Source organism: Actinomycetota bacterium, assembly GCA_030019255.1.
Classification (GTDB): Bacteria; Actinomycetota; Geothermincolia; order Geothermincolales; family RBG-13-55-18; genus Solincola_A.
Genome location: JASEFK010000003.1, coordinates 83,095 through 105,199, shown reverse-complemented (window position 1 = coordinate 105,199; position 22,105 = coordinate 83,095). Strand labels below are relative to the sequence as shown.

The following is a 22,105-nucleotide window of genomic DNA, read 5'->3' as shown; positions in this document are numbered from 1 at the left end:
AGGGCGTCATTATGTGCACCGACATCGGGATACCATCATTTACCATATTTAATTTCCTGCGCGGAAGGGAAGCATGGGTGTGGGAGGGAACGAGAGCCCCGCGTGAGACCGGTATATTCATGGCGGGCCCTCAAACCGTTTCGATTAACGCTTGGACGTGGAAAGCAACGGGGACTCGCCGGGAGAGCGGCGTGACACGAGGACGGCCGACGCGGGTTTTAGCGTAAAGGGCCCTCGCTTTTTCCGCGGCTTATGGAAGGGAGGAAAATCAATGGGCGGGAAGGTTCTGGTGGCCTACGGGACAAAGCACGGGGCCACGGGGGAGCTGGCGGAGAGGATCGGGGCCGCGCTCCGGGAGGCGGGCCTGGAGGCGGACGTGATCCCTGCCGGCGAGGTGGAAGATATATCCGGTTACGGAGCGGTGGTCCTGGGGAGCGGGGTGTACTACGGCCGCTGGCTGAAGTCCGCCGTCAAGTTCCTGAAGAGGTGGCGGGAGGAACTGGCGAAGGTCCCGCTGTGGGTCTTTTCCAGCGGTCCCACCGGCGAAGGCGAGCCGGAGGAGTTGACCAGCGGCTGGCGTTCCCCGAAACCCCTCCGGTCGCTTCTGGAATCCCTTCAACCCCTCGACATCGCCCTCTTCAAGGGGAAGATAGAACCCGGGGAGCTTGGGTCCCTGGAGAGGAAGGTGATTGACAAGGTCAAGGCACCGGTGGGTGACTTTCGCGAGTGGGGGGAAGTGGAAGCCTGGGCCTCTTCCATAGCCGAGCATGTCAAGGAGGCCATGCCCTGAGGCTCCGGAAAGCCGGCCGGCACGGTCGACCTTCAGAAGGTGTTCTTCGAAATCCGGAAGCCTTGTCCCGGCCGCCCTGGAGAGGTCCAGGCACCTGGCCATCCTCTCCAGGGCGCGTAGGTGCGGAAGCCTGGTGTGGTAGATACTTGCGGTGATTCCAACTGAACCTTTCACCTGGACACCTCCTTGCCCTACTTCTACGACAAGAGGGGAAGTATAGGGGGTGTCCACCATGTTCCTGACCCTGGGGCAAACCCACTGGTTCCTGCGGGCGCCTTCTTCTTCGACGTGGTATATAACGGGCTTGCTCCTCACGGTCCTGCATAGGTTAGAAAAGAACTCGGGCCTGAAAGCGCGAATGCCGATGCCCGTCGCTCAACGCCGGAACATCCGTGATACCGAAGGCTAAAAGGCGGGCGCTTTCTTGCCGATGCAAGGATGGCGATGCGGGTGCGTCGCCTCGAGGAAATGGACCACTGGCGGAAGAAGGGCATGGTCCGGTGGCAGAAGACAGGGAAGGTCGGGGTAGATACCAGGCTGATAAGAAGAGGGAGAGCGAAAGGCGGAGAAGGGAAGGGCCGTTGAACGGGAGGGCTTGTAAAGACGGAAGATAACGGGAACCAGGGAGGAAACGAGGAAGGTGAGGAAGATGGACATCCTGTTCCTGTGCAAGACGTTGCCCCACGAGAAGGTCATCGGGGGCCCTATCCTGGTGTATAACCGCGTGCGCATCCTCTCTCAACGACACAACGTTTCCCTTCTCTGCTTTGTCTCCGAGGAGGAGCGGGAATACCAGGACACAGTGGCCCGCTTCTGCCTGGATTACCGGGGGGTGCCCATGCCTCCTTCCCGGCCTTTCCCCCGCAAGGCCTGGGATTTCCTCTTCTCGCCCGTCCCCATCTATTTCCTGAACGCTTACTCCCCGGAGATGTACGCCTGCCTGCGGGAAATGGTGGGAAGGCACCGCTACGACGTGGTGGTCTCCGAGTACTCCGCCGTGGCCCAGTACTTGTTCCGCAACCCGGATCTTGCGGGCATGAAGCGGGTCATGTCCGTGCACGAGTGCTACTCCCTGGCGCGCCGCAAGGCCTGGAGGGTACAGCGCTTCTCCCGCGAGGGCATCTCCGCCCTCTTCAACCTCAAGGGGCTCCGCAAGTTCGAGTTCGACATGTACGCCGACGCCGATCTGGTGCTCACCCTCACCCCTGAGGGGAAGCAGGAGCTTCTGGACATACGCCACGATCTCAGGATCGAGGTGGTTCCCCACGGCGTGGACGTGGATCACTTCTGCGCGTCCGGCGAATGCGAGCGCGAGGAGGCGGTCATGTTCCTGGGGAACTACCCCCACGACCCCAACCGTGATGCCGTGCTCTGGTTCCACGAATCGATGTGGCCGCGTATCAGGGAGAGGGTACCGGAGGCGCGTTTTTACGTGGTGGGGAAGGACCCCACCCCCGACCTGCTGGAGCTGGCCCGACGCGATCCCTCGGTGGTGGTCACCGGCACGGTGGAGGACGTGCGCCCCTACTTCGAGCGGAGCAAGGTCTTCGTCAACCCGGTGCGCATCGGGGGCGGGTTCCGGGGAAAGATCCTGGAAGCCATGTCCATGGGGCTCCCCATCGTGACCACCTCCCTGGGGGCGGAAGGAGTGGAGGCTCGGAACGGGGAGGATATGATTATCGCCGACGATCCCCAGGAATTCGCCGAGGCCGTGGTCCGCTTGCTCCGGGACGACGAGCTGTGCTGCCGGCTGGGGGAACGCGCCCGGGAGCTGGCCGAGGAATGCTTCTCCTGGGAGAAGGGCGTGGAGCGCCTGGAGCAGGTGCTCCTGGACCTGGTGGAAAACGGGTGAGCATCGGCGTGGTTGACCTCGCCTCCGAGGTATCCCGCGACATCCTTCCTGAACCCGGACGAAAAAGAGCGATCTTTACCGGGGCCTGACCCTCCACGCCTGGAAGGCGTAGTTGACTCCGGCGGGAGGAAGCCGCGGAGCGTGTTGTTCGCGCCATCGCCCTTACCGGGAGAAGGGGTCAGGTGACACATACCGACGTCGTTTTCCGTGCCGCCGCGGGCGGGGATTCGTCTTTCGCGAAGAAGCGGTCTTAAACGCCGCCGGTCACCGTAGGTCCTTGGCCAGAACCTCCCTCACGTAGGCCAGGAATTCAGGTCCATAGCCCTGTTCGGCGTGGCCGAAGCGGGGGAAGGTCTTCAGGCGGCAGTGGTCCCCGGCCCTCCGCTTTATCTCGCGGGCCTGTTCCACCTCGAAGATGTAGTCGTCTTCCCCCTGGATGATGGTCAGGGGTTGGGGGCCCGTGAGGGGCGCCAGCTCGGCGGGGGAGGCCTGTTTCTTCCAGGAGGCATCCACGGCCACCCGGTACCGGATGCGGGCCACCAGCCTCCCCAGGGGGTTGCCCATGAGCAGGCGGATAAGCCTGGCCCCCGGGGCGCGGGCGGACCACAGGTCGGCGGGGACGCTCACCGCCAGGGTGGAGTCCAGCCCCCCGTAGAGGGCGGCGTAGCGGATGACCACCACCCCGCCCATGGAAAAGCCCAGGGCGGCCAGCTTGCGGTTTCCGTCGCCCCGGGCCAGCTCCACCACCGCCTTGAGGTCCAGCACCTCCCGGTAGCCGAAAGTGGAGCGGCCTGTCGAAAGGCCGTGCCCGCGGAAGTCGAAGGTATACACCGTGTAATCCAGGGATAATTCCTGGGCCAGCGCCACCAGCCCTCGGATGTTCTTGTTCCCCCCGAAGCCGTGGCAGAGGATGACCCCCCTTTCCGGCAAGCGGCCCAGGCGCAGGGTGTCCAAAAGAACGCCGTCCTCGGTGCGCACCGGCCTCCGGAGGATCTGGACGGTGTAGGCGGCGAACATGCCCTCCTCGGGCAGGTCCCGGTTCACTCCGCTTTCCATGGGGAAATTATAAAGCGAAGCATGTAGATGAAGCAGTCTTCCCGCCCCCCTCCGACTGGAGAAGGTGATGCAATCGGGCAAGAAATGAGAGTCCCTCGAGAAGGCACCATCACACCGCTCGGGACGCGGGGACCGGGCAGGCCTTGATGCCATATAATGGAAAATAGTTACCCTGCGGCATGTGGATGGGGTACTTTTCCCTGGCAAGTGATCGATTTTGTTGAAAAGTGCCTTCGGTTTGTGAAAGAATATCCCCGGCCGCGCACCACAGCACGGCCGGAGGAGGCGAAAAAGTCATGCTCATCGACATGCACGTGCACACCGCGGTCAGCTCCCCCTGCTCCCGCATCGATCCCCGGCAGCTCATAAACGTGGCCTGCGAGCTGGGCCTGGACGCCGTGTGCGTCACGGAACACGAGGAGATGGAGGGTGCGCAGGTGGCCTGGGAGCTGGGAAAGAAGCTGGGGTTTCCGGTGCTGCGCGGGGTGGAGGTGTACACGGATTGCGGCGACATGCTGGTCTTCGGCCTGGAGATGCCGTCCTTCCCCCTGCGGGTGCCCTTCGAGGAACTCCTGCGGCAGGTGAGGGAGGCGGGCGGGTTAATCATCCCCGCCCATCCCTGCCGCAGCGACCGGGGCTTCCACGACAAGATGGGCCGGGATAAGGCCGAGTTCCTTCTGGCCCACGTGGACGCCCTGGAGGTCAAGAACGGGGGCAACACCGAGGAGGCCAACCTGAGGGCCGAGGCCGTGGCCCAGGAGTACGGCATCCCCGGCATCGGGGGGAGCGACGCCCACTTTCTCATGCAGGTGGGGCGCTGCCTCACCGTCTTCGAGCGGGACGTCGAGTGCGAGGAGGACCTGGTGCGGGAGGTAAAGGCCGGCAGGTGCCGGGCCGCCTACGCGCACGAGGTAGAGGGGATAGAGCTTTCCCGCCCCTGGAGGTAGCCTTGATCATAGACCTGCACATCCACACCAACCTGGGTTCCATATGTTCCCAGCTGGGCCCGGACGAGCTCCTGGAGAGGGTCCAGGAGCTGGGCATCGACGCCATCTGCATCACCGACCACCATTCCCACCGCGGCGCCGACCGCATGCTGGAGTACGCCGGGGACCGCGGGTACCCCATCTTCCGGGGGGTGGAGATCTACACCGACTACGGGGACATGCTGGTCTTCGGTCTCCGCAGGGACACCCGGTACCACCTTACCACTTTCTGGGAGCTGGTGGAGATGGTCGAGGAGGACGGGGCGGTCATCATCCCCGCCCATCCCTGCCGGGGGTGGGACCCCAAGCACGGGCACTGTCACGCTTTCCCCCGGGAAATCGCCGAATATATAGTGGCCATCGAGACCCACAACGGGGCCAACAAGGTCCGCAGCAACCTCCAGGCCCAGGAGCTGGCCCGCGAGTGGGGGAAGCCGGGGACGGGAGGAAGCGACGCGCACGCCCTCTGGCAGGTAGGGAAGTGCGTCACTGTCTTCGAGCGGGAGATAAGAACCGAGGAGGACCTCATCCGGGAGCTCCGGGAGGGGAGGTTCTACGGGGCCTACCTGGAGGAGCTGCGCCGGGAAGTCGTCTGAGTACTTCCCCTGCCACTTCGCCTAAACCAGGCCGGCTCGGGTCACGGCTTTGCGAACCGACTCCGCGGGGGCGGCCTTCATGAAGTGGATTCCGGAAAGGCCGGGTATCTCGCGCAGGGCCCGCGCCGTCTCCGCGGCCAGGGCCGCCCCCTCCAAGTCTGGATTGGCAGCTTTTTCCAATCTCAGGATCACTTCCCCCGGAACCTCCACGCCGGGAAGTCCGCCGGAGAGGAACCTCGCCGCCCGGGCGCTCCCCAGCACCAGTACCCCGGCCAGGAGGGAGGGCTCCCGCAGTACGGCGCGGGCTTCTTCCCACCACCCGGCGAAGGCGGCGGCGTCGAAAACCGGCTGGGTGACCAGGAAGTCCGCGCCCGCCTCCAGCTTGGCCCGCGCCCGCTCCAACTCCGCGCGGCCTCCCCGGTGGTCCACGGCGGCCCCGATGAGGAAGGGGATCCCCGGGGAACCGCCCTCCACCTCTGGGCCGCCTTTGCGCATTCCCGCGGCCAGGGCGATGAGGCCCGGGGTGCCCAGGCAGCGCACGTCCACGGCCTCCGGATGGTCGCCCAGGCGGGCGGGGTCGCCCCCCAGGAGGAGTAGATTGTATATCCCCCAGGCGGCGGCGCCCAGGAGCTCGCTTTTCAGGGCTATGCGGTTGGAGCGGATGCAGGTCAGCTGGAGGACCGGCTCTACCCCCAGCTCCCGGAGGAGGATGCACCCCGCCAGGCTGCTCACCCGGGGGCGGGCCCCCGGGGACTCGGTCACGAAGACGGCGTCGGCGAGGGGGGCGAGGAGCAGGGCTTCCCTGGAAAAGTCATCCATCCGCGTGCCGCGCGGGGGATGGAGGTCACAGGTGACCGCGAAGCGCCCGGAACGCAGCGCGGCGGCCAGCCGGGTAGGGCCGGCGAATTCCCTTTCCTCCCCGGGGAGCTCGCCGCTCGCCGCGTTTCCCTTCGGCGCCCCTCCGCTGCCGTTCTTCGCGTCATCTCCGGCCATGACAGGTGATACCTCGATGGCCCGTAAGTTGTTTCGCCCTTCCTTTTTAGATGGAAGAGAGGACCGATTATGACTGTTGGTACCTCGATGGCCAGGGAGGGTCTCCGGTACCTCTCCACCCCATTTAAACCTCGTCCGCGGCCGCGATCTGTGGTCCCCCGAGGATCGTCTGGGCCCCCGGCATCGCTCTTCCTTCGAACTCCGCGCCGTCCAGGGGGCGGCGCTTCCCGGTGCGCTGGCTCCCTTCCCCCTCGCCGTCCTTCCCGGTCCCGCATTCACCTGCCCATGGTGATCCGGAAGCGGCACCGCTCGTCGCCGCGAGGAAGGGACTCGAGCACCTCTATCCGGAAATCGCCGCCCAGGTGGGAGACCAGGCCGGTGAACTCGTGCTGAGAGCAGCTCTCCTCGCAGTTGATGGGCAGGTGCTTGAAGTACCAGTCATACCAGGGGTCCCTGCGTATGGTGAGGTATCCCACGTCGCCGTCCAACTCCGCGTAGATCTGCTTCAGCTTGGGAAGGTAAGCCAGGGACTCGTTGTTGAGGAGCAGGAGGAGCTTCATGGCGTCCTCCACCGTGGGCTTGAGGCGATAGACCCTCACCAGACGCTTGCCGGCGCTCCATCCCACGCCGTGCATGGCCGCGTTGACCAGGTCCTGGAGTTGCCGGGGGCTAAGCCTGGAGGTGGCGTACTGGGCGATGTCGTTGAAGACGCCCATGAGGGCGGCGTAGAGGGTGCGGTATTTATCGTCCACGGACATGGCTGGGCAGACGAGCATCTCCATGCTATCACCTCCTGCGGCCATTCTAACATGGGAGGCCTTCCGCCGGAGAAAGCGGGGAGGCGGCGTTTAGGGGCTTACTTATTCGAATCTGTTTCACTCCTGCCCGCGCTTTCCCAGCCCTCTTAATGCAGGGTCACGTGGCCGGACTCTAGAAGAGCTTTGCCGTCGATCCCGGGCGCGTGTTTTACCAGCCCTCTCAATACCGGGTCACGTGGTGCTCGCAGAGCCCGAAAAGGTCCTCAACTGCGTACGTTTCCCCTCCCGAGCCCATCTTCCCCCGGAAGAGCCCGAAGGGCTGGTGGAAATCGGAGAGGAGCGGGCCCACGCGTATCCTCTCCGCCCGTTCCCCCTGGGGCCGGAACTCCACCTCCACGGAGCCGTCCGTGGTCCGGATGAACCAGGGACCGAGCACGTCCGCCTCGCTGTAGCCGAAACGCGCCGCGCCGGTCAGGTAGATGCAGCCGTCCACCCAGTAGCAGTTCTCGTTGTATCGCTCGTCGTCGGCGATGTTGTTGTGGCACAGGTTGGCGGCCAGCAGCCTGCCCCCGGTGTCGTACCCGGCGAAGGTCATCCATCTCCAGAAGCTCCGGTATGGGTAGAAGGCCTTCTGCTCGTCGAGCAAGCAGACGTCGCGGGCGGGGTCCAGCTCGATGACCTCCTCGCCCACCGTCACCCGCCCCTCCACCGGGCAGGCCGCCTTGTGGGTGTACAGGGGCCGGTTGGGGGCGAAGGGGCTCACCACTACCAGGGGCTGGAAACGGGACAGGTCCTCGAGCATGCGGAATTCCCCCCGGATGCCCGGGATGCCCCGGGACTCCGCGTTAAGGAGCACGCGGTGATAGCCGTCCTCCAGGCGGTTCTCCACCCGCAGGGAGTAGCCACGGGCGGAAAAGGAGCATTCTCCTCTCCAAACCGACTCCGCCACGCGGGCTTTTGCTCCCGGGGCCTGGCGGGAGTGTTCGTGTATCTCGCCCGTGCCCCGGCGGTAATGGTAGATAAAGGAGACCCCCATGAACTTGGCGTCGAAGACCACCATCCCCAGGTAATGTTCCGGGTGGATGACCCCGAAATGCTGCCATTCCTTGAGGCGCAGCGCGGCCAAAGGCTGCAGTCGGGGGTGCTTGAGGCGGAAAATATCCGCCTCCCTGATATTGAGTTCCCGGAAGGGTTCCCGAAAAACGCCGAAGTCCACAACCTGGCCGCCCTCCACCAGCCGCGGAGGCGTCTCCTTCATCTCCCGCAACCCTCTTTCCATCTCGCCCTCCTTTCCCTGTACCTGCACGGCTCGTGGTCGGGGGTGTATTCGGGTGACCGCGCCGCCCTTCATGCCTTCCCGTGCCCTTTCGCGGAGCGGACGCGAACTTTTACGGCGACCTCCGGATGTACCGCTACCCTCTTTCCATCACCATTTTCGTCTCCCATTCTCGCATAAGCGACGTAACTTGTCCCTCGATGTGGGTATAAAGTATGGGGAAGTATGGGGAGCCGGCCGATGGGCTTCGGAACGGACCGGGAAAGGAGAGGATGACGGATGATCACCGCTTTCCAGCACGTGGGCATGGGCGTGCACGACACCGAGCGCACCTACCGATTCTATCGGGACTTGTTGGGATTCCGCGTGAAGCTCAGCGACAAGACCAGCTACCTGGAGGAGATGGCCCCCATAGTCGGGGCGGTGGTGGAGATGCGGGCCCTCATGGCCATGAACGTGAGGGGAGGGGCGGCCATAGAGCTCATCGAGCACACCTCCACCCGGCCCCAGGATCCCCCCCAGCCGGTGGAATGGGGGGACATCGGTTACCTGGAACTGGGACTCAAGGCCTTCCGGCTAGACGACCTCTACCTGAATCTCAAGAGGAAGGGCGTGGATTTCCTCACCCCGGTGAGGAGGATGGAATGGGGTGAAGGGAGAGGCGAGAAGTACGCTTACCTGCGGGACCCGGACGGTCTCCTCATCCAGCTGGTGGAGGAGGAGGGAGGAAGGAGGCCCGAGGTGGGAGGGGTCCGCCATGTGGCCCTGGGGGTGCGGGACATGGAGAAGTCCCTGTCCTTCTACCGCCAGGTGCTGGGGTTCGAGGAGACCCTCTACGAGTTCCGGGGTTCGCTTCCCGAGATGGAGCCGGTCACCGGGGGCAAGGAGACGGAGATGGTGGTCCTCAGGCACCGGCCGGAGGGGGAGAGCGCCCTGCCCCTCCTGGAGAGCGCGGTAATCAAGCTGGTCCATACTCCGAAATACCACGGCAAGGTGATCTACGAGGGGCGGAGGTGGGGAGACATCGGGCTCATGGAGATGGCTTTCGACGTCGTTGACCTCCCGGGGACGGTCAACCAGGTCCTGGCCCGTGGCGCGGAGCTCTACCATCCCCCCACCCGCGTGGACATGGGCTCTGGGACCATCGGCTCCTTCGCCTACCTCAAGGACCCCGACGGCAACGTGGTGGAGCTGGTGGAGGTGGAGAAGGTCATGCACGCCTCCCCACGCCTGATGAAACGCGCCCTGGTCTGGCCGCTCAAGGCGGCGGCCAGGCTGAGGCTGCTCTGAATCAGGCCCCCATCTTCCGATTGAGGATATCATCAGGGCATCGAAGTAGACGACTTTTCATTATTTCGGCAAGGTGACCGTAAATTGACAAATGCCGTAGATGTACCGTTTGATTGCCTTTATGGTATGGGGAAAACACCAGGTTTGATCCTGCAAGATTACGATTTTCGGTCAACCTGTCGAGGCCTGGGACACATAAAGGGAGATGATGAGAATGGATATTCCCGGTGACGTAAAGGTGCCGGAGGACCTGCAGGAGACGGCCCGATTCCACGGCCACCTGTGCCCGGGGTTGGCCCTGGGGTACCGGGCCGTCCGGGCGGCCATGGATAGGATGGGCCTAGAACGCTCCCGGGACGAGGAGCTGGTTTGCGTGGTGGAAAACGATTCCTGCAGCGTGGATGCCGTGCAGTACCTGGCCGGCTGCACCTTCGGCAAGGGAAACCTGGTTTTCCGTGATCATGGGAAACAGGTCTTCACCTTCGCTTCTAGGAGCCACCCCGGCAAAGCGGTGAGGGTAAGCCTGAGGGCGGATGCTTTTCCCCCGCCGGGTGACGAGGAGCCTTCGGCGAGGAGGGAGAGGGTGCTGCGGAAATTGCTGGAAGCCCCCCTCAAGGAGCTCTTCCGGGTGGAGGAGGTGGATTTCCGGCTCCCGGAGGAAGCGGTCATACATCCTTCGGTGCCCTGCGAGCGCTGCGGGGAGCCCACCATGCAAACCCGCCTGGTGGAGGTGGACGGGAAGAAGCTGTGCATCCCCTGCGCCGAAGCCGTCCGGGTTCCTTAAGCCAGGATGATGCGGCTTCTCTCCTTCCAGTCCTCGTCCAGCTCTCCCCTGAACACGCGCCGGGCCGGTCCCCGCGTAAGCACCTCGCCTTTCGGGGTCACCTCCACCTCCATGAGCCCTCCAGGAAGCTGAACGTGGACCTTCCTCTTGCACCTCCCGGTGCGCAGGGCGGCCGCCACCGCCGCCGCCGCTCCCGCGGCGCTGGCCAGCGTCTCGCCCGCCCCCCTTTCCCAGGAGCGCAACCTCATCTCGGACATGTTTATCACCTGGGCGAACTCCACGTTAACCCGCAGGGGGAAGACGGGATGGTTCTCTAGGGCGGGCCCCAGTTCCCGTACCAGGTGCCCGTCCGGCTCCTCCAGGAAGAGGACGCAGTGGGGGGAACCCATGGAAAGGCAAGTAACGTTCAGCCGCCTTCCGCCCACCTCCAGGGGCTGGTCTACCGCCTCTTCCCCCTCGCCCTTCATGGGTATGGAGGAGCGGCGGAAGTCGGGTTTGCCCATGTTCACTTCTATGGTGGTCACCCTGCCCATGGCCGTGTGGATGGTGATATCCCTTATTCCGGAGGGCGTCTCCACCCTCATGCGCTTTTCGGTGTAGCCGCCCGTGTCGTAGAGGTGCTTGGCCAGGCAGCGGAGGCCGTTTCCGCTCACCCCCGCCTCACTGGCGTCCGGGTTGTAGTTCACCATCCGGCAGGCGGCCTTCTGCGAGGGTTCGATGAGGATAATGCCGTCGCTTCCTATGCCCAGGTGGCGGTCGCAGAGCATCCGGATGTCCTCGGGGGAGAGGCGCACGGGAGATTTAAGCGCGTCTATGAGGATGAAGTCGTTGCCCAGGCTGTGATATTTGAAGAACTCCACCTCTCCCTCCTGAGTCGTTCCTTGCCTTCACCAACGGAGCCGTACCGTCCCGGAATCCAAGGGAGTTGACGCACCACCTGGCTTCGCCAAAGCCACCCTTCACCGACGGAGCCGCACCGTCCCGGGATGGCATGTTGAAGAACCAGGGCCTCCGTCCCCGGCTCCCTCACCATCTTTAACGATATACTCTGCGTCTCCTGAATACTTACAAGGACGAGCTGCCCAACCCAGCTCCCGGCTCCCTCACCATCTTTTTAACGATATAGCCGCCTTTCGACATGAACTCTTCTTATCCTGCTCTTTTGCTTCCCCGGCATATCCAAACGGTAGTACTTTTTTCCGTATCCTGATGCCTGAGGAGCCCAGTGTCCTCTCGACAGGTTGACCGAAAATGGAAATCTTGCAGGACGAAAGCCGATGGTTTCCAGTTCAATACTGCCAAACACATGGTATACCTACGTCGTTCAGTCATTTCCCGGTCGCCTTGTCAAGACGAACCTCCATATCCTCGCGAAACCTTTTCCGCTTCCTGGTTCCGGAGGGAAAGAAACGGACCCCTGGATGTTTAGTGCCGCCTCCATGAACGCGTTCCTGGCTGCTCCCAAAATACCACAGAACGTGGACCGGGACACGGTCGATGTCTGTGGCCGGTGCTTGGTCCCCTCTGCACGCAAAGCCGGACTTCGTGGATGTCGCTCGTCCGTCGTGCGGGTCTTAGACATGGTTGGCATGCGGGGCACGGCCGGCCTGCGTAGTCCAAGCGCATTAACCCTTCCTCATCCCGTAACCAGGATCACGGATGTCGTTCGCATGCCAATCAGGTTATGATGTTGGGTGGAGTTCCTTGGATCGGGATTCTATCCAAAGAGCCAAGTAATGATGGAGCTCGTTGAGCGCCTTCCAAGGTGAAAGGTCCTTGGCCAGGGATGCTATCCGTGGAGAGAAGAGATGTGGGGGTTCCGGGGCTCGACCGGGGGGCGCCCCTTTTGACCGGCGTGGAGGCTAATCGGGGAAGGACGGCGAGGCCCTCACGGCGCGCGAGGGAAAAACGAGGGGACCCCAACAAGACATTGATGGCGTAAAAGGAGGAGATTTGAACCTCGACTGGAGCAGCGACGAGGAAAGGGAGGAATGGATGAGCCAGGCCCTGCTCACCTTCCGCGTCGCGGAGGAGATGCTCCTCGGCGACCTGCCGGGAGAGTGCATCACCAATTCCTTCCTGGCCATGATCTACGCTGCCCGCGCCGCCTTGGTGGGGAGGGAGGGCGAGGTCACTACCTGGGAGGAGGTCATCAGCCGGTTCAGGGAAGCCGCCCTCGAGAACGGGCTGAGCCCCGAGAACCGGAGGGCTCTCCCCGTGGTGGCCGAGTTATATCGCCGCGTCTTCGTCGCCGGGGACATGGAGGCGGACCCGGTCACCGCTTCCGCTTGCCTGGACGATGCGCGCTCCTTCCTCGAGGAGGTGGCAGGGATGATGGGATTCTCTGTAGCCGAAGAGGATGAAGGGGACGAGGCCTGGGACCTGTGACTTCCCACCCGGGGATGAAAACGCTCGGGGCGCGGCGCTCAGTTGCGCTTCTCCCATATCTCCAGGAAACGCTGGGCGTCCTCCCACATGTAAATGTTGTTGAAGAGGACGTAGGCTCTTTTCTTTTTGCTCTTCTTCAGGATGGTAACCAGCTTGTTAAGTTCTTGGTCGGTGTAGCGGTGCTTGTAGCCCCCGATTCCGTGAAGGCGCCAGTAGATGATCGACCCCCACTTCTCGCGACCCTGGAAGGGGTCCACCACGTGGATGAGATCCAGTTCCCGGCACAGCTTGCCCGCCTCCTCCGGGCTCCAGGCCCCTCTCGGCTCCCAGGCCAGCTTCAGCCCGTCGCGCTCGATGGTGGTGAAGAACTCTCGCATCTGGGCGATGTTCTTGGGTCCGGGCCCGAAACTGGCCGGGGTCTGGAAGACCACGATCTCCGCCTCCAGGGCGTGAGCCACCTCCAGGGTCTCCTGCCAGGCCTGGTAGTTCTCCGGGCTGGGCTTGAAGGACCCGTAAGCCTCCCTCTTTTCCTCGGGGATGGGATGGGTCAGCCGCCGGTAGGTGGGGCTGGAGGGCCGGTGGGTGATGAGCTGCCAGGCCTTGAGGGTGAACTCGAAGTGGGGAGGCGCCTCCTGCCGCCACTTCAACGAGGTGGCCACCCTGGGGAGTTGGTAGAAGGTCTTCTGCAGCTCCACCAGGGGAAGGGTCTGGTAGTAGATGGATCTGGCTTGGGGGAAACCGCAGCAGCCGACCTTGAGTTCCAAGGTGAAACACCCCTGTTCCGAACGAACATGTCTGGTTTACCGGCGGTAAAAGCCGCACCAGCAAGTACTGCTAAATATTTTATAACAAAATAAATCAAAAGGGGCCGGAGGCGGAAATGCCCCCGGCCCGCGAGCTGCTCTTCCCTCTGGCCCGGAGTCCTCCTATTCCAGCTCCTTCTTCAGCTTGTTTGCCTCATTCATCAGGTTGTCTATAGTTTCGGAAAGCTCGTTTATCTTCTTCATCTCCTCGCTCTCAAGGAGAACGGACAGGTCGGGCATGGTTCCAGGCTGCATGGAGGACAGCATCTGCATGAACTTGGCGATCAGGGCCTCCACCTGGGCCAGGAGCTCTTCGTCCTTCTCCACCACTTCGAGCATTTTCTCCGCGTACTCCTTGTACTTCTCCACGCCTTCCAGCTGGAGGATCTGCTCGTAGCTGGCCTTGGCCGCCTGGAGGTCGGCCTTCACCCCGGAGACGATCTTGCCTATATCTTCCTTGGTCTGTTCCATCTGTTCGGGCGTGACGCCGGACTTATCTCCCGAAAGCAGGGACTTCGCTATGTCGGCTTGCTTCTCCTCCAGGGTACTCTTCGCCGTCTCCACCTTGTCGTAGGAGAGGTCTCCGTCCTTCATTAGAGACTTGGCCGTTTCCAGGTCTTTCTCGCCTCCGCAGCCGATTATGGTGACGGCCGCGGTGAGTGCCAGGAGCCCCGCCAGCATTACCACCAGGTATTTCCTCATGCTCCAACACCTCCATGATTCCTCGCGTGCGCCTCTCCCGGGCGCCCTTCCCTGCGCACCGAAAGCTGTGTTCTGGACAGCCGTCTTACGCCCCGTCCCTTCCGTAACCCGGTTGCGGTTGGACCCGGACCCACTTGTCGTTTCCTGGCCCGCAGCAGGGACGGTTATGGTTCCACGCTGTCCTCAAGCCCGCAGTCCCAAGGACCACACGACCCCTTTTCTACGAACCTTTATTATATTCAACTCCGGTGCGGGCCTGCCCTTTCCGATGAGACGATTATCGCTATTCGCCCCACTTTCACGCTACGCGGATGACCCAAGCTTTCCCCGCTCCTCCTGTATTCGTTTCCTTTCCTGTCCGAATCCGCTCCATCTGAACGCCAGGGTGATGGAACGGGATCGTCCAGGAACTCACGGACGACCCATGATCGGAGTGATTGCCACACGCGTGTTTATATGCATGAAGCAGCATAAATCCGGCAACGAACGACCCATGTTCGGAGGCATGATTATCTCCCCCGGCTCTCATGCCGACTTGTGGTTCAGGGGTGTCACTGACTGGGGACCTCCCCCCATCTCCGCCCCGGAGGAAACCTGTCCCTCATCGGCGCTCCCATCCTCCGTGCCCGGCTTGCGGATGCGGAACCCCCTCTGCTTGAGTTCCTTGAGGAAGTCCCGATTGAGGGAGCGCCAGCGGTTCACGGCGTGGTGGGCGTAGACGTAGAGGGCCATCTCCTTCCAGCGGAAGAGCAGCCCCAGCTTCCAACACTGCCAGGTGGAGTAGAAACGGCGCATGGAGCGGATGGACCCTTCCTTTTGCAGCTGGTAGGGGGTCATGTTGCGGGGGTTGAAAACCACGTGGTGCCCGCTGTACTTGGACCAGTCCTCGATGAGTATCCTCCCCTGGAGCCGAAGTTCCTCGTAAGTCTCGGTGCCAGGAAGCGGGGTGAGGACCAGGAACTGGACGGTGTCTATCTTGAGGCTCCGGGCGAAGCGCACCGTCTCGCGGATGGTCTTCACGTCGTCCTCGTCGGAACCCAGGACGAACATCCCGTGTACCTTGATGCCATAGTCGTGGAGGACCTTCACCGCCTCGGCGATGTCCTGGACCGTCTGCTCCTTGCGGTAGCTTTCCAGGGTCTTGGGGTTGATGGACTCCAGCCCCAGGTAGAGGAAGAGGCAGCCGCTGTCGCGCATGAGCCCCAGGAGCTCCCGGTCCCTGATCACGTCCACCCGAGCCTGGGCCGTCCAGCGCACCCGAAGGTCTCTCTCTATCATTCCCCGGAGGAGTTCCTTGGTACGCCGCACGTTGGCGGTGAAGTTGTCGTCGTAGAAGAAGATGGTGGCCTTGGGGTTGCGGCGGTGGAGGGCTTCCAGCTCCGCGAGGACGTCTTCCGTGTCCCGGAAGCGGTAGCGCCGCCCGAACATCTTGGTCACGGAGCAGAACTTGCAGTTGTAGGGACATCCCCGGCTGGTCATCACCGGGAGGATGCGTATCTTCTCCCAGTTGTGGATGAGGGTCAGGTCCGGCCAGGGCAGGTCGTCCAGGTTGTCCACGCGGGGGACCACGGGGTTGTGGCGGAACCCCTCTCCGTCCCGGTGGGAGAGGCCGGGGATGTCGTCGAAGTCCCGCCGCCCCTCCCGAATGCGCCTCACCAGCTCGAGGAAGGAGTACTCGCCCTCGCCGCGGATGACGAAGTCGGCCCCTCTGCTCAGGGCCTCCTCGGGGAGGAAGGTCACGTGGGGCCCGCCCATGACCACGGGTATGTCGCCCCGCCTCTTGACCTCCTCCAGAATGGAGTAGGCCTCCGGGGCGGTGGGGGTGATGGTGGAGATGCCCACCAGGTCGGAGGAGGCCACCGCTTCCCAGTTGATGCCCCCCAGTTCCTGGAAATAGATGGTAGGTCGTATTCCCAGCTCCCTTTCCAGCATGGCCCCCAGGAGGGGCAGCCCCAGGCGAGGGAGCTTGAACTTGGCGTATACGTGGACCCCCGGCGCCTTGGGTTCGATGAGCGTGACGCGCATGTTCTCGCCTTTCCTTTCCTTCTCCGTTTCCGGCATCCCGACGCTTTACCCCCCTGTGGTCTCCCTTGTGCTGACTTCAACAGGTGCCCCGGCGAACTTCCTCTCAACGGACGCCGGACGGGTTCGGATGGTTCCTTCCCGCCCGGGTTCGAAGTCAAGCCGGAGCGGGAACTGGTTTGCTATCCGATGGTTCCCTTCCCGCCCCTTCATGCCCTGGATCGGCCCTTGACTTCCGAGTGGGCATTACCCGCCCCCTTACCTTCCGGACTTTACCAGAACCCTTCCCCAAATCATACCTCATTCTCATACTCTTATACCCACTATCTCCGGCGAATAACGGGGAAGGACACGAAGTAACGGCCACACTCCTATACCCGGCGGGTGGGAATCTGCCCGCCGCCTGCCCTATAATGGAGAAGGTGCGGATGGAAGGAGTTTCCTGCTCCTCGGGGGAGAGGTGTTCGATCATGCCCGGCGGCAAGATAATGATCATCGAGGACAACCAGGTCATCGTGGAGCTCCTGGAGCGCCGCCTCTCCAGGCAGGGATACCGGGTAATCTCCTGCATGGACAGCAAGGCGGCCGTCCAGAGGTGCCGGGAGGAAAGGCCCGACCTCGTCGTCCTGGACATCCTCATGCCGGGAAGGAGCGGGTGGGAGATCATGGGGGACCTGAGGTCGGATCCCGAGACCGCCTCCATCCCGGTAATTGTCTCCACGGTGAAGAACCGACCCGAGGACGTGGAGAGGGCCAGGAAGCTACAGGCCGCGGACTACATCGCCAAGCCCTACGTATTCAGCGACCTCCTGGAGAGGATAGAGAAAGTCCTGGGCGAGGAAAAGACGGTCCCCGGCCAGGCTTAACGCCCGTAGCTGGCGAACCTTTCGTGACACCACCAGCGCGGGAAGACCTCCGTGCGCCTCTCCCCGTCCGGGCTGGAGACCATGTGCACGGTTATCTCCTCCCCCACTATCTCGATGAGGTTGAAGGAGGGAGGGGTGAAGCCCCGGGTCCTCCAGGTGGAGGCCGTGCCGGAGGTGATAAGGTACATGCGGTCCAGGGGCCACACGTAGGGGACGTGCTTGTGACCGTTCAAGACGATGTCCACCTTGGTGTCCCTGAGCACCTGCAGGACGTCACCGGCGTCCCAGACGATGTTCCTCTCCCTGCCCGTCCCCGGGATGTGCACCAGGTGGTGGTGAAGCACGAAGACCTTGAAGGTCACCTCCGCGGAGAACTCCTTCCTGATGAAGCTGTAATTGTGGCGGCCCACCTCTCCGTCGTCGAGGTCGGCCTTGTTGGAGTCCACGGCCACCACCTCCACCCGCTCGCTCAGGTGTTTCCCGCAGGTGCCGCTGTGGGAGAAGCTCATGCTGGAGGTGCGGGGACCCATGAGCTCCTCGAAATGGAGGTAACCCACGTTCCGGCAGTCGTGGTTCCCGGCTATGATTATCTTGCGCGGGCATTCAATGGTACTTATATACTCACGGGCCTCCTCGAACTCCTCGCGGTAGCCGTTGGCCGTGAGGTCCCCGGCCACCACCACCAGGTCGGGTTGCACGGCGTTGACGGCGCGGATGCAGTTGTCCATGAGTCGGGGGTCGAACCTCAAGTCCCCGCAGTGGAGGTCGGATATCTGGGCTATGGTGAACCTGCGTTCAGTCCTCCCCATCCTCCCCGTCCTCCCCGTCCTCCTCCCGCTCGGCCCGCCGGCCGCGCCGGAGCGAGCCCGACAGCGACCGCCTCTTGCGGCCGTCCTCCCTCTTTCCCCTCGAGCGTTTCCTGGTCCGAGCCTCTTTACCGGTACCCACCTCTTCGTCCGGCATCTCTCCGCTCCGGCCTCCCGGCGCACCCTCTCCGGCCGGAGCTCTCACAGCCGCGTATTCGGATGACGGACCGGCCGATCCGTAAGGGCTTTCTCCGCATAACTCGCGGGCCACCACCGCCCCGCTCAGGACCGCCCCCTCCAGGCCGCCCCCGTAGCGGCTCCAGCCCCCCACCAGGTAGAGGTTGGCCGGGGCGAGGCGGGGTCCGGGGCGGCGGAAGTACCACTGGGTCAGCAGGGGGGCGAACCCGAAGGCCGCTCCCTGCCCGTGGGAAGCCAGCCGCGCCAGGTGGGTGGGCAGGGTGACGAACTCCTTCACCGCCCTCTTCACGGCGGGGAGCACGGAGGCCAGTTCCTCCTTGACCAGCGCGGTGAGCTCCGTCCCCAGTTCCTCGGAGTCCCGCTGGTCCTCGAAGGCGGGGAAGCACGCGGCCGGTATGTTTGCCCGTACCATGAGCACGCAACCGCCATGGGGGGCCTTGGTGGACGCTTCCCGGGAGAGGATGAGGGAGTCGATTTCCACGAAGGTGTCGCCGGTGCGCACCCGCCGCGGCCGGGCCGGGAAGAGGAACACACGATCGGGGATGCGCAGCTCTTCCTCGAAGATGAGGTGCAGCAGGAAGGCCGAGGGCGAGGGCCTGAGCCTTTCCATCTCCCGCAGGAAGTCGCTCCCCAGTGCAGAGGGAGGGAGAAGCCCTCCCGCCGCCCTGCGGGGGTCCACGTCCAGGATGACCACGCCGCTTCGCGCTTGGGTACCGTCGGCCAGCCGGACGCCGAGGGGCACGGATGCTGTGCCCTCACCCCGCAGGAGTATCTCCTCCACGCCGCAGGAGGTGGTTATCCTCCCGCCCCCACGGCGAACCTTTTCCGCCAGCGCCTCCACCAGGCCGGACATGTGGACCGCGGGATAGTGGATGCCGTCTATGAACAGGGAGACCAGCAATCGCGCCCCCTCGTAGGCGGGGAAGGTGGAGGGCTCGCCTCCCAGTATGGTGGAAAGCCTTCCCAGGAGGTCCACCAGGCGGTCGTCGTCCAGGTAATCCTCGAGCATCTCCCGGAAGGAAAGGTTCTGCCAGTGCGCGGAGAGGGGATGACGGATGAACTGCTCGTGGTAATCCTCGATGCTGGAGGGGAGGGGGGAGGAGAGGTAGTCGGCGCGGTCCCTCAGCTCGCCCCGGAAGCGCCGGAGGTCGGAGAGGAGCCGCTGCAGCCCTTCCCTGCAGGTGGGGAATTTTCTGGAAAGTTTTTCCATATCGGGCTCGGCCCCCTGGCCCAGGCGCAGGGCCAGCCTGCCGTTGGCGATGCCCCAGGAGAGGCGGCGCATGGGGACCCTGTGCTCCAGGTCGAGCCTCCGGAGCAAGGCGTTGAGGACTCCGCCTTCCCCGCCGCCTAGGAGCACCGTGGGCCCGGAATTCAGGGGATAACCCTCCCACTCGTAGGTCTGGGAATACCCTCCCGCCAGCCTTCCCTTCTCCGCCACCAGGACCTTCATGCCCGCCTGGGAGAGGAGGGCGGCGCAGGCCAGGCCCCCTATGCCCGAACCCACCACCACGGCGTCGAACTCGTTGGCGGCACGGGAAGTCCCCGGGGTGAGAAGGGGAGGCTTCCACCTGGGCGCCAGGGGCCCCTTTTCCACCAGCCTCACCTCCATTCGCCTGGGAAGGAGGGAAAGGACAAGCGGGGTGATCAGGATGCCCAGGCCGAAGAGGGCGATGGCGAAAGTGGAGGACACCAGAAGGGCGGCGGATTCCCGCAAGGCCAGCATGCTCACCAGGCCAGCGACCAGGCCGGCGAGGAAGAGGAGGTTCCAGGCCAGGGTCACCACCCAGAAGGCCCGGCGCAGGATGGGGCTACGGCGCATGCTCTCGGGGTAATCCAGCTCCAGGAAGTGAGCGGGAAAAAGCGCCCCCTCCAGCGCCCCGTAGCCGGCCATGATGCACAGGGTGGCGAACCCGCCGGCAAGCAGATTGGGAAGGCGGTTCGTGAGGGTCTCTCCCAAAGCCGGAACGGCGGCGGTGGCCACGGCGAAGAAGAGCAGAGAGAAGGCGGAAAGAATGTTGAACCTGTGTCCGCGGGGAAGGAGCAGGAGCACCAGTAAGGAGAGGGCCAGGGCGGCTGCCGCTCCCCAGAATGCCATTTCCAGGCGGCAGAGCACGGCGAAGGTCGTCCACGCTGCCATGGCCAGAAGGAAAAGAAGAAGGCCCCTCTTCCTCAACCGGATCCTCCCGTTTCGCCCATGGATGTATTCGCTTTCCGTCAGCTCCCCTTCAACGGTCGTCCGCTGCCCCGGAGTTTTGGGCACCTATCGCGCCCCCCTTTGCCCGCCGCCCCGGTTCCCGTTCCGCTCCCCGCGCGGGGCAAAACGCTCATGGGTCATGGGTATATCTTCGCTTCATTCGCTCCACTTCCGCCCGCCGTTTTCGGGTTTCCGGCCGATCGCCGCCCCCGGGTCAAGGGCGATGTAGCGCACGTCTCTTCAACTTCGCCCCGGCCCGACTCCCGGTCTCCGTGCGGAGGCGCAACGGCTATGGTTAATATACCTCATGGTAGCGATGCTTTCCTTCCGGATGGCCCGTCTTCTCCGCTTTCCCCACGGAGCGGAACGGATCGGGTCTCCTTATCCTGCTCCCTCTCCCAACAGCGTTGAAACTACTGTGATCACTATGGCATGCCCTTTCCACTTGACTTAACACTCTCGCCGCGCGAGCGCAGCGCGGTTCACTGGTTCCGATCCCGCCCCCCTTTCAGTAGGGTCCGGGGAAGCTCCCGGAGGAGCTCGAGGGAGAGGGCGGAGGACAGGAGAAAGACGGCAGGTCCGCAAAGAGCGAGGGCCGGCGCGGGTTGGATGGTGAAAAAGGTCAGGATCAGGCAGGCCCCGAGATTCAGGGCGAGGAGTACCCAGGAGAACAGGACGGCCCGGCCGAACCTGGCCTCCAGCTCGCGAGCCGCTTCCTCCAATTCCTCCTGGGAGCGGTTTTCCTCGCCCTCCAGGGCTCGGGAGAGGGCGGACCACAGCCTATCGGGACCCAGGATGAAGGCGCGCCGCCGGAAGTGGAGGGCGTAGAGGAAGATAAGAACGCCAAGCGTGGCAAAAAATACCAAAACGGCCAGAGAGTAACCCAAAACCTGTCCTTTCAAGAAACGGTCCGGACAAAACCGGACTGCGCCTCCATTTCCTCGCGATCCCCGCCGGTCGTGACCTAGTGGGGTGGCTCGCGCCCACGACCCTTAAGGCGCGGCGCATACGGATATCATATGTCCGGGGTTGTCTTCCGCCAACCCTGTAGCCGGTCGGCTTGCCCTCGCGGCGTGACGGACGCGTTTGAAATACGACCTCCCTTCTGGTAAGAAAAAGGAATGTGCGGTCCGGAAAGGGTGGGCGGAATACGTCCGCCGGAGGGCGGGGACCGCTAAAGCGGAATGCGCCATCTCTTGCGAGAAAAACAGGAGGAGACCATGCCCGACGGCATATTTTCCAAGACCCAGGCCGAGGTGGCCCTGGACCTGGTGCGCAGCTACCTGGAGTTCGCCGGGGAAGAGGAACGCGAGAAATACCGGGACGCTGATTCCTATTTCCAGCTCTTCGAGAGGGCTTACCGGCTGATAATCGAGGTAGCCGAGAAGGGGAAACCGCCCACCGGCTTCATCAAGTCCTGACCGCGCCTCCCCCGGCGGCGGGGCCGGTTTGAAGTGGAAGAGAGGGTAGACTTCGAAATGACCCCCATCTCACCGGCGGCGGGGCCGGTTTCCATCTGATCGGTAACTAAAGTACAATAGTTTATCCTCCCCGCCCGAAGAGTCCGGGGCGCTTAACCGGAAGGAGGGGTTCAGGCCTGCTCGGCCACCTCCACCAGCTTCTTCCCCAGCTTCCCCTTCCCCAGCTCCACCTCCATCTGCAGTTAACGCTCGCAAGGGCCTTAAAAAGAAGTCCGGGGCGCTTAACCGGAAGGAGGGGTTCAGGCCTGCTCGGCCACCTCCACC

20 protein-coding genes are annotated in these 22,105 nt (G+C 63.5%); 9 read left to right on the top strand and 11 right to left on the bottom strand.

Features of this window, described 5'->3' with window-relative positions; translation table 11 throughout:
• The first annotated feature begins 271 nt into the window (after nt 1–271).
• A complete protein-coding gene (locus QME84_03490; GenBank protein MDI6873332.1) occupies nt 272–790 on the top strand; it encodes a flavodoxin domain-containing protein in 519 nt (172 codons plus the stop codon).
• Between the two features lie 649 nt (nt 791–1,439).
• Nucleotides 1,440–2,642 (top strand): glycosyltransferase, encoded by a 1,203-nt coding sequence (locus tag QME84_03485; protein MDI6873331.1) that lies wholly within the window; start codon nt 1,440–1,442, stop codon nt 2,640–2,642.
• Between the two features lie 264 nt (nt 2,643–2,906).
• Here QME84_03485 and QME84_03480 read toward each other — a convergent pair whose 3' ends face one another.
• Nucleotides 2,907–3,698, bottom strand: a complete 792-nt coding sequence (locus QME84_03480; GenBank protein MDI6873330.1) for an alpha/beta fold hydrolase — start codon at nt 3,696–3,698, stop codon at nt 2,907–2,909.
• A 296-nt stretch (nt 3,699–3,994) separates the two neighbouring features.
• Here QME84_03480 and QME84_03475 point away from each other — a divergent pair, with 296 nt between their 5' ends.
• Nucleotides 3,995–4,645, top strand: coding sequence for a PHP domain-containing protein (locus QME84_03475; protein ID MDI6873329.1), 651 nt, complete (start codon nt 3,995–3,997; stop codon nt 4,643–4,645).
• A gap of 2 nt (nt 4,646–4,647) precedes the next feature.
• The gene (locus QME84_03470) at nt 4,648–5,280 is read left to right on the top strand and encodes a PHP domain-containing protein (GenBank protein MDI6873328.1); all 633 of its coding nucleotides are present in this window, start codon (nt 4,648–4,650) and stop codon (nt 5,278–5,280) included.
• Between the two features lie 21 nt (nt 5,281–5,301).
• Here QME84_03470 and QME84_03465 read toward each other — a convergent pair whose 3' ends face one another.
• From QME84_03465 to QME84_03455, 3 genes are all read right to left on the bottom strand, one after another.
• Nucleotides 5,302–6,273, bottom strand: coding sequence for a methylenetetrahydrofolate reductase (locus QME84_03465; GenBank protein ID MDI6873327.1), 972 nt, complete (start codon nt 6,271–6,273; stop codon nt 5,302–5,304).
• Nucleotides 6,274–6,548: 275 nt separating this feature from the next.
• Nucleotides 6,549–7,055: a hypothetical protein gene (locus tag QME84_03460; GenBank protein ID MDI6873326.1), complete on the bottom strand. Its 507-nt coding sequence runs from the start codon at nt 7,053–7,055 to the stop codon at nt 6,549–6,551.
• A gap of 196 nt (nt 7,056–7,251) precedes the next feature.
• Entirely contained in the window at nt 7,252–8,310 is a 1,059-nt protein-coding gene (locus tag QME84_03455; protein ID MDI6873325.1) for a DUF2804 domain-containing protein, read from the bottom strand.
• A gap of 276 nt (nt 8,311–8,586) precedes the next feature.
• Here QME84_03455 and QME84_03450 point away from each other — a divergent pair, with 276 nt between their 5' ends.
• Nucleotides 8,587–9,597 carry a VOC family protein gene (locus QME84_03450; GenBank protein MDI6873324.1) on the top strand — a complete coding sequence of 337 codons (1,011 nt, stop codon included), beginning with the start codon at nt 8,587–8,589 and terminating at the stop codon, nt 9,595–9,597.
• Nucleotides 9,598–9,805: 208 nt separating this feature from the next.
• Entirely contained in the window at nt 9,806–10,381 is a 576-nt protein-coding gene (locus tag QME84_03445) for an FmdE family protein (protein ID MDI6873323.1), read from the top strand.
• Here the strand turns inward: QME84_03445 and dapF are convergent.
• Nucleotides 10,378–11,241, bottom strand: a complete 864-nt coding sequence (dapF, locus tag QME84_03440; protein ID MDI6873322.1) for a diaminopimelate epimerase — start codon at nt 11,239–11,241, stop codon at nt 10,378–10,380. The two genes, QME84_03445 and dapF, sit on opposite strands and share 4 nt — an antisense overlap.
• Before the next feature lie 1,093 nt (nt 11,242–12,334).
• On the opposite strand from dapF, the gene QME84_03435 reads away from it, so the two are divergent.
• Nucleotides 12,335–12,769, top strand: a complete 435-nt coding sequence (locus QME84_03435) for a HEPN domain-containing protein (protein ID MDI6873321.1) — start codon at nt 12,335–12,337, stop codon at nt 12,767–12,769.
• Between the two features lie 38 nt (nt 12,770–12,807).
• Here QME84_03435 and QME84_03430 read toward each other — a convergent pair whose 3' ends face one another.
• The 3 genes from QME84_03430 to QME84_03420 all read right to left on the bottom strand — a co-directional run bounded on the left by QME84_03430 (nt 12,808) and on the right by QME84_03420 (nt 16,335).
• Nucleotides 12,808–13,533, bottom strand: coding sequence for a DUF72 domain-containing protein (locus QME84_03430; GenBank protein ID MDI6873320.1), 726 nt, complete (start codon nt 13,531–13,533; stop codon nt 12,808–12,810).
• Nucleotides 13,534–13,695: 162 nt separating this feature from the next.
• Nucleotides 13,696–14,274: a hypothetical protein gene (locus tag QME84_03425; GenBank protein MDI6873319.1), complete on the bottom strand. Its 579-nt coding sequence runs from the start codon at nt 14,272–14,274 to the stop codon at nt 13,696–13,698.
• 525 nt (nt 14,275–14,799) lie between these two features.
• Nucleotides 14,800–16,335 carry a radical SAM protein gene (locus QME84_03420; protein ID MDI6873318.1) on the bottom strand — a complete coding sequence of 512 codons (1,536 nt, stop codon included), beginning with the start codon at nt 16,333–16,335 and terminating at the stop codon, nt 14,800–14,802.
• Nucleotides 16,336–16,724: 389 nt separating this feature from the next.
• Between QME84_03420 and QME84_03415 the strand changes: the two genes are divergently transcribed.
• On the top strand, nt 16,725–17,162 hold the full coding sequence (locus QME84_03415) for a response regulator (GenBank protein MDI6873317.1): 438 nt from the start codon (nt 16,725–16,727) through the stop codon (nt 17,160–17,162).
• Here QME84_03415 and QME84_03410 read toward each other — a convergent pair.
• The 3 genes from QME84_03410 to QME84_03400 form a co-directional block, all read right to left on the bottom strand.
• Complete coding sequence (locus QME84_03410; protein MDI6873316.1) at nt 17,159–17,971, bottom strand: metallophosphoesterase; 813 nt, start codon at nt 17,969–17,971, stop codon at nt 17,159–17,161. The two genes, QME84_03415 and QME84_03410, sit on opposite strands and share 4 nt — an antisense overlap.
• Nucleotides 17,958–20,339, bottom strand: a complete 2,382-nt coding sequence (locus tag QME84_03405; protein MDI6873315.1) for an FAD-dependent oxidoreductase — start codon at nt 20,337–20,339, stop codon at nt 17,958–17,960. Before QME84_03405 ends, QME84_03410 begins: the two co-directional genes overlap by 14 nt.
• 503 nt (nt 20,340–20,842) lie before the next feature.
• The gene (locus QME84_03400; GenBank protein MDI6873314.1) at nt 20,843–21,247 is read right to left on the bottom strand and encodes a hypothetical protein; all 405 of its coding nucleotides are present in this window, start codon (nt 21,245–21,247) and stop codon (nt 20,843–20,845) included.
• Nucleotides 21,248–21,580: 333 nt separating this feature from the next.
• On the opposite strand from QME84_03400, the gene QME84_03395 reads away from it, so the two are divergent.
• Complete coding sequence (locus QME84_03395) at nt 21,581–21,781, top strand: hypothetical protein (GenBank protein ID MDI6873313.1); 201 nt, start codon at nt 21,581–21,583, stop codon at nt 21,779–21,781.
• Nucleotides 21,782–22,105 lie beyond the last annotated feature (324 nt).

Excerpts from the sequence above, each read along its gene's own strand:
- QME84_03490 (MDI6873332.1), top strand. The coding sequence starts at position 272 with ATGGGCGGGAAGGTTCTGGTGGCCTACGGGACAAAGCACGGGGCCACG.
- QME84_03485 (MDI6873331.1), top strand. The coding sequence starts at position 1,440 with ATGGACATCCTGTTCCTGTGCAAGACGTTGCCCCACGAGAAGGTCATC.
- QME84_03480 (MDI6873330.1), bottom strand. The coding sequence starts at position 3,698 with ATGGAAAGCGGAGTGAACCGGGACCTGCCCGAGGAGGGCATGTTCGCC.
- QME84_03475 (MDI6873329.1), top strand. The coding sequence starts at position 3,995 with ATGCTCATCGACATGCACGTGCACACCGCGGTCAGCTCCCCCTGCTCC.
- QME84_03465 (MDI6873327.1), bottom strand. The coding sequence starts at position 6,273 with ATGGCCGGAGATGACGCGAAGAACGGCAGCGGAGGGGCGCCGAAGGGA.
- QME84_03460 (MDI6873326.1), bottom strand. The coding sequence starts at position 7,055 with ATGGAGATGCTCGTCTGCCCAGCCATGTCCGTGGACGATAAATACCGC.
- QME84_03455 (MDI6873325.1), bottom strand. The coding sequence starts at position 8,310 with ATGGAAAGAGGGTTGCGGGAGATGAAGGAGACGCCTCCGCGGCTGGTG.
- QME84_03450 (MDI6873324.1), top strand. The coding sequence starts at position 8,587 with ATGATCACCGCTTTCCAGCACGTGGGCATGGGCGTGCACGACACCGAG.
- QME84_03445 (MDI6873323.1), top strand. The coding sequence starts at position 9,806 with ATGAGAATGGATATTCCCGGTGACGTAAAGGTGCCGGAGGACCTGCAG.
- QME84_03425 (MDI6873319.1), bottom strand. The coding sequence starts at position 14,274 with ATGAGGAAATACCTGGTGGTAATGCTGGCGGGGCTCCTGGCACTCACC.
- QME84_03420 (MDI6873318.1), bottom strand. The coding sequence starts at position 16,335 with ATGCCGGAAACGGAGAAGGAAAGGAAAGGCGAGAACATGCGCGTCACG.
- QME84_03415 (MDI6873317.1), top strand. The coding sequence starts at position 16,725 with ATGGAAGGAGTTTCCTGCTCCTCGGGGGAGAGGTGTTCGATCATGCCC.
- QME84_03410 (MDI6873316.1), bottom strand. The coding sequence starts at position 17,971 with ATGGGGAGGACTGAACGCAGGTTCACCATAGCCCAGATATCCGACCTC.
- QME84_03395 (MDI6873313.1), top strand. The coding sequence starts at position 21,581 with ATGCCCGACGGCATATTTTCCAAGACCCAGGCCGAGGTGGCCCTGGAC.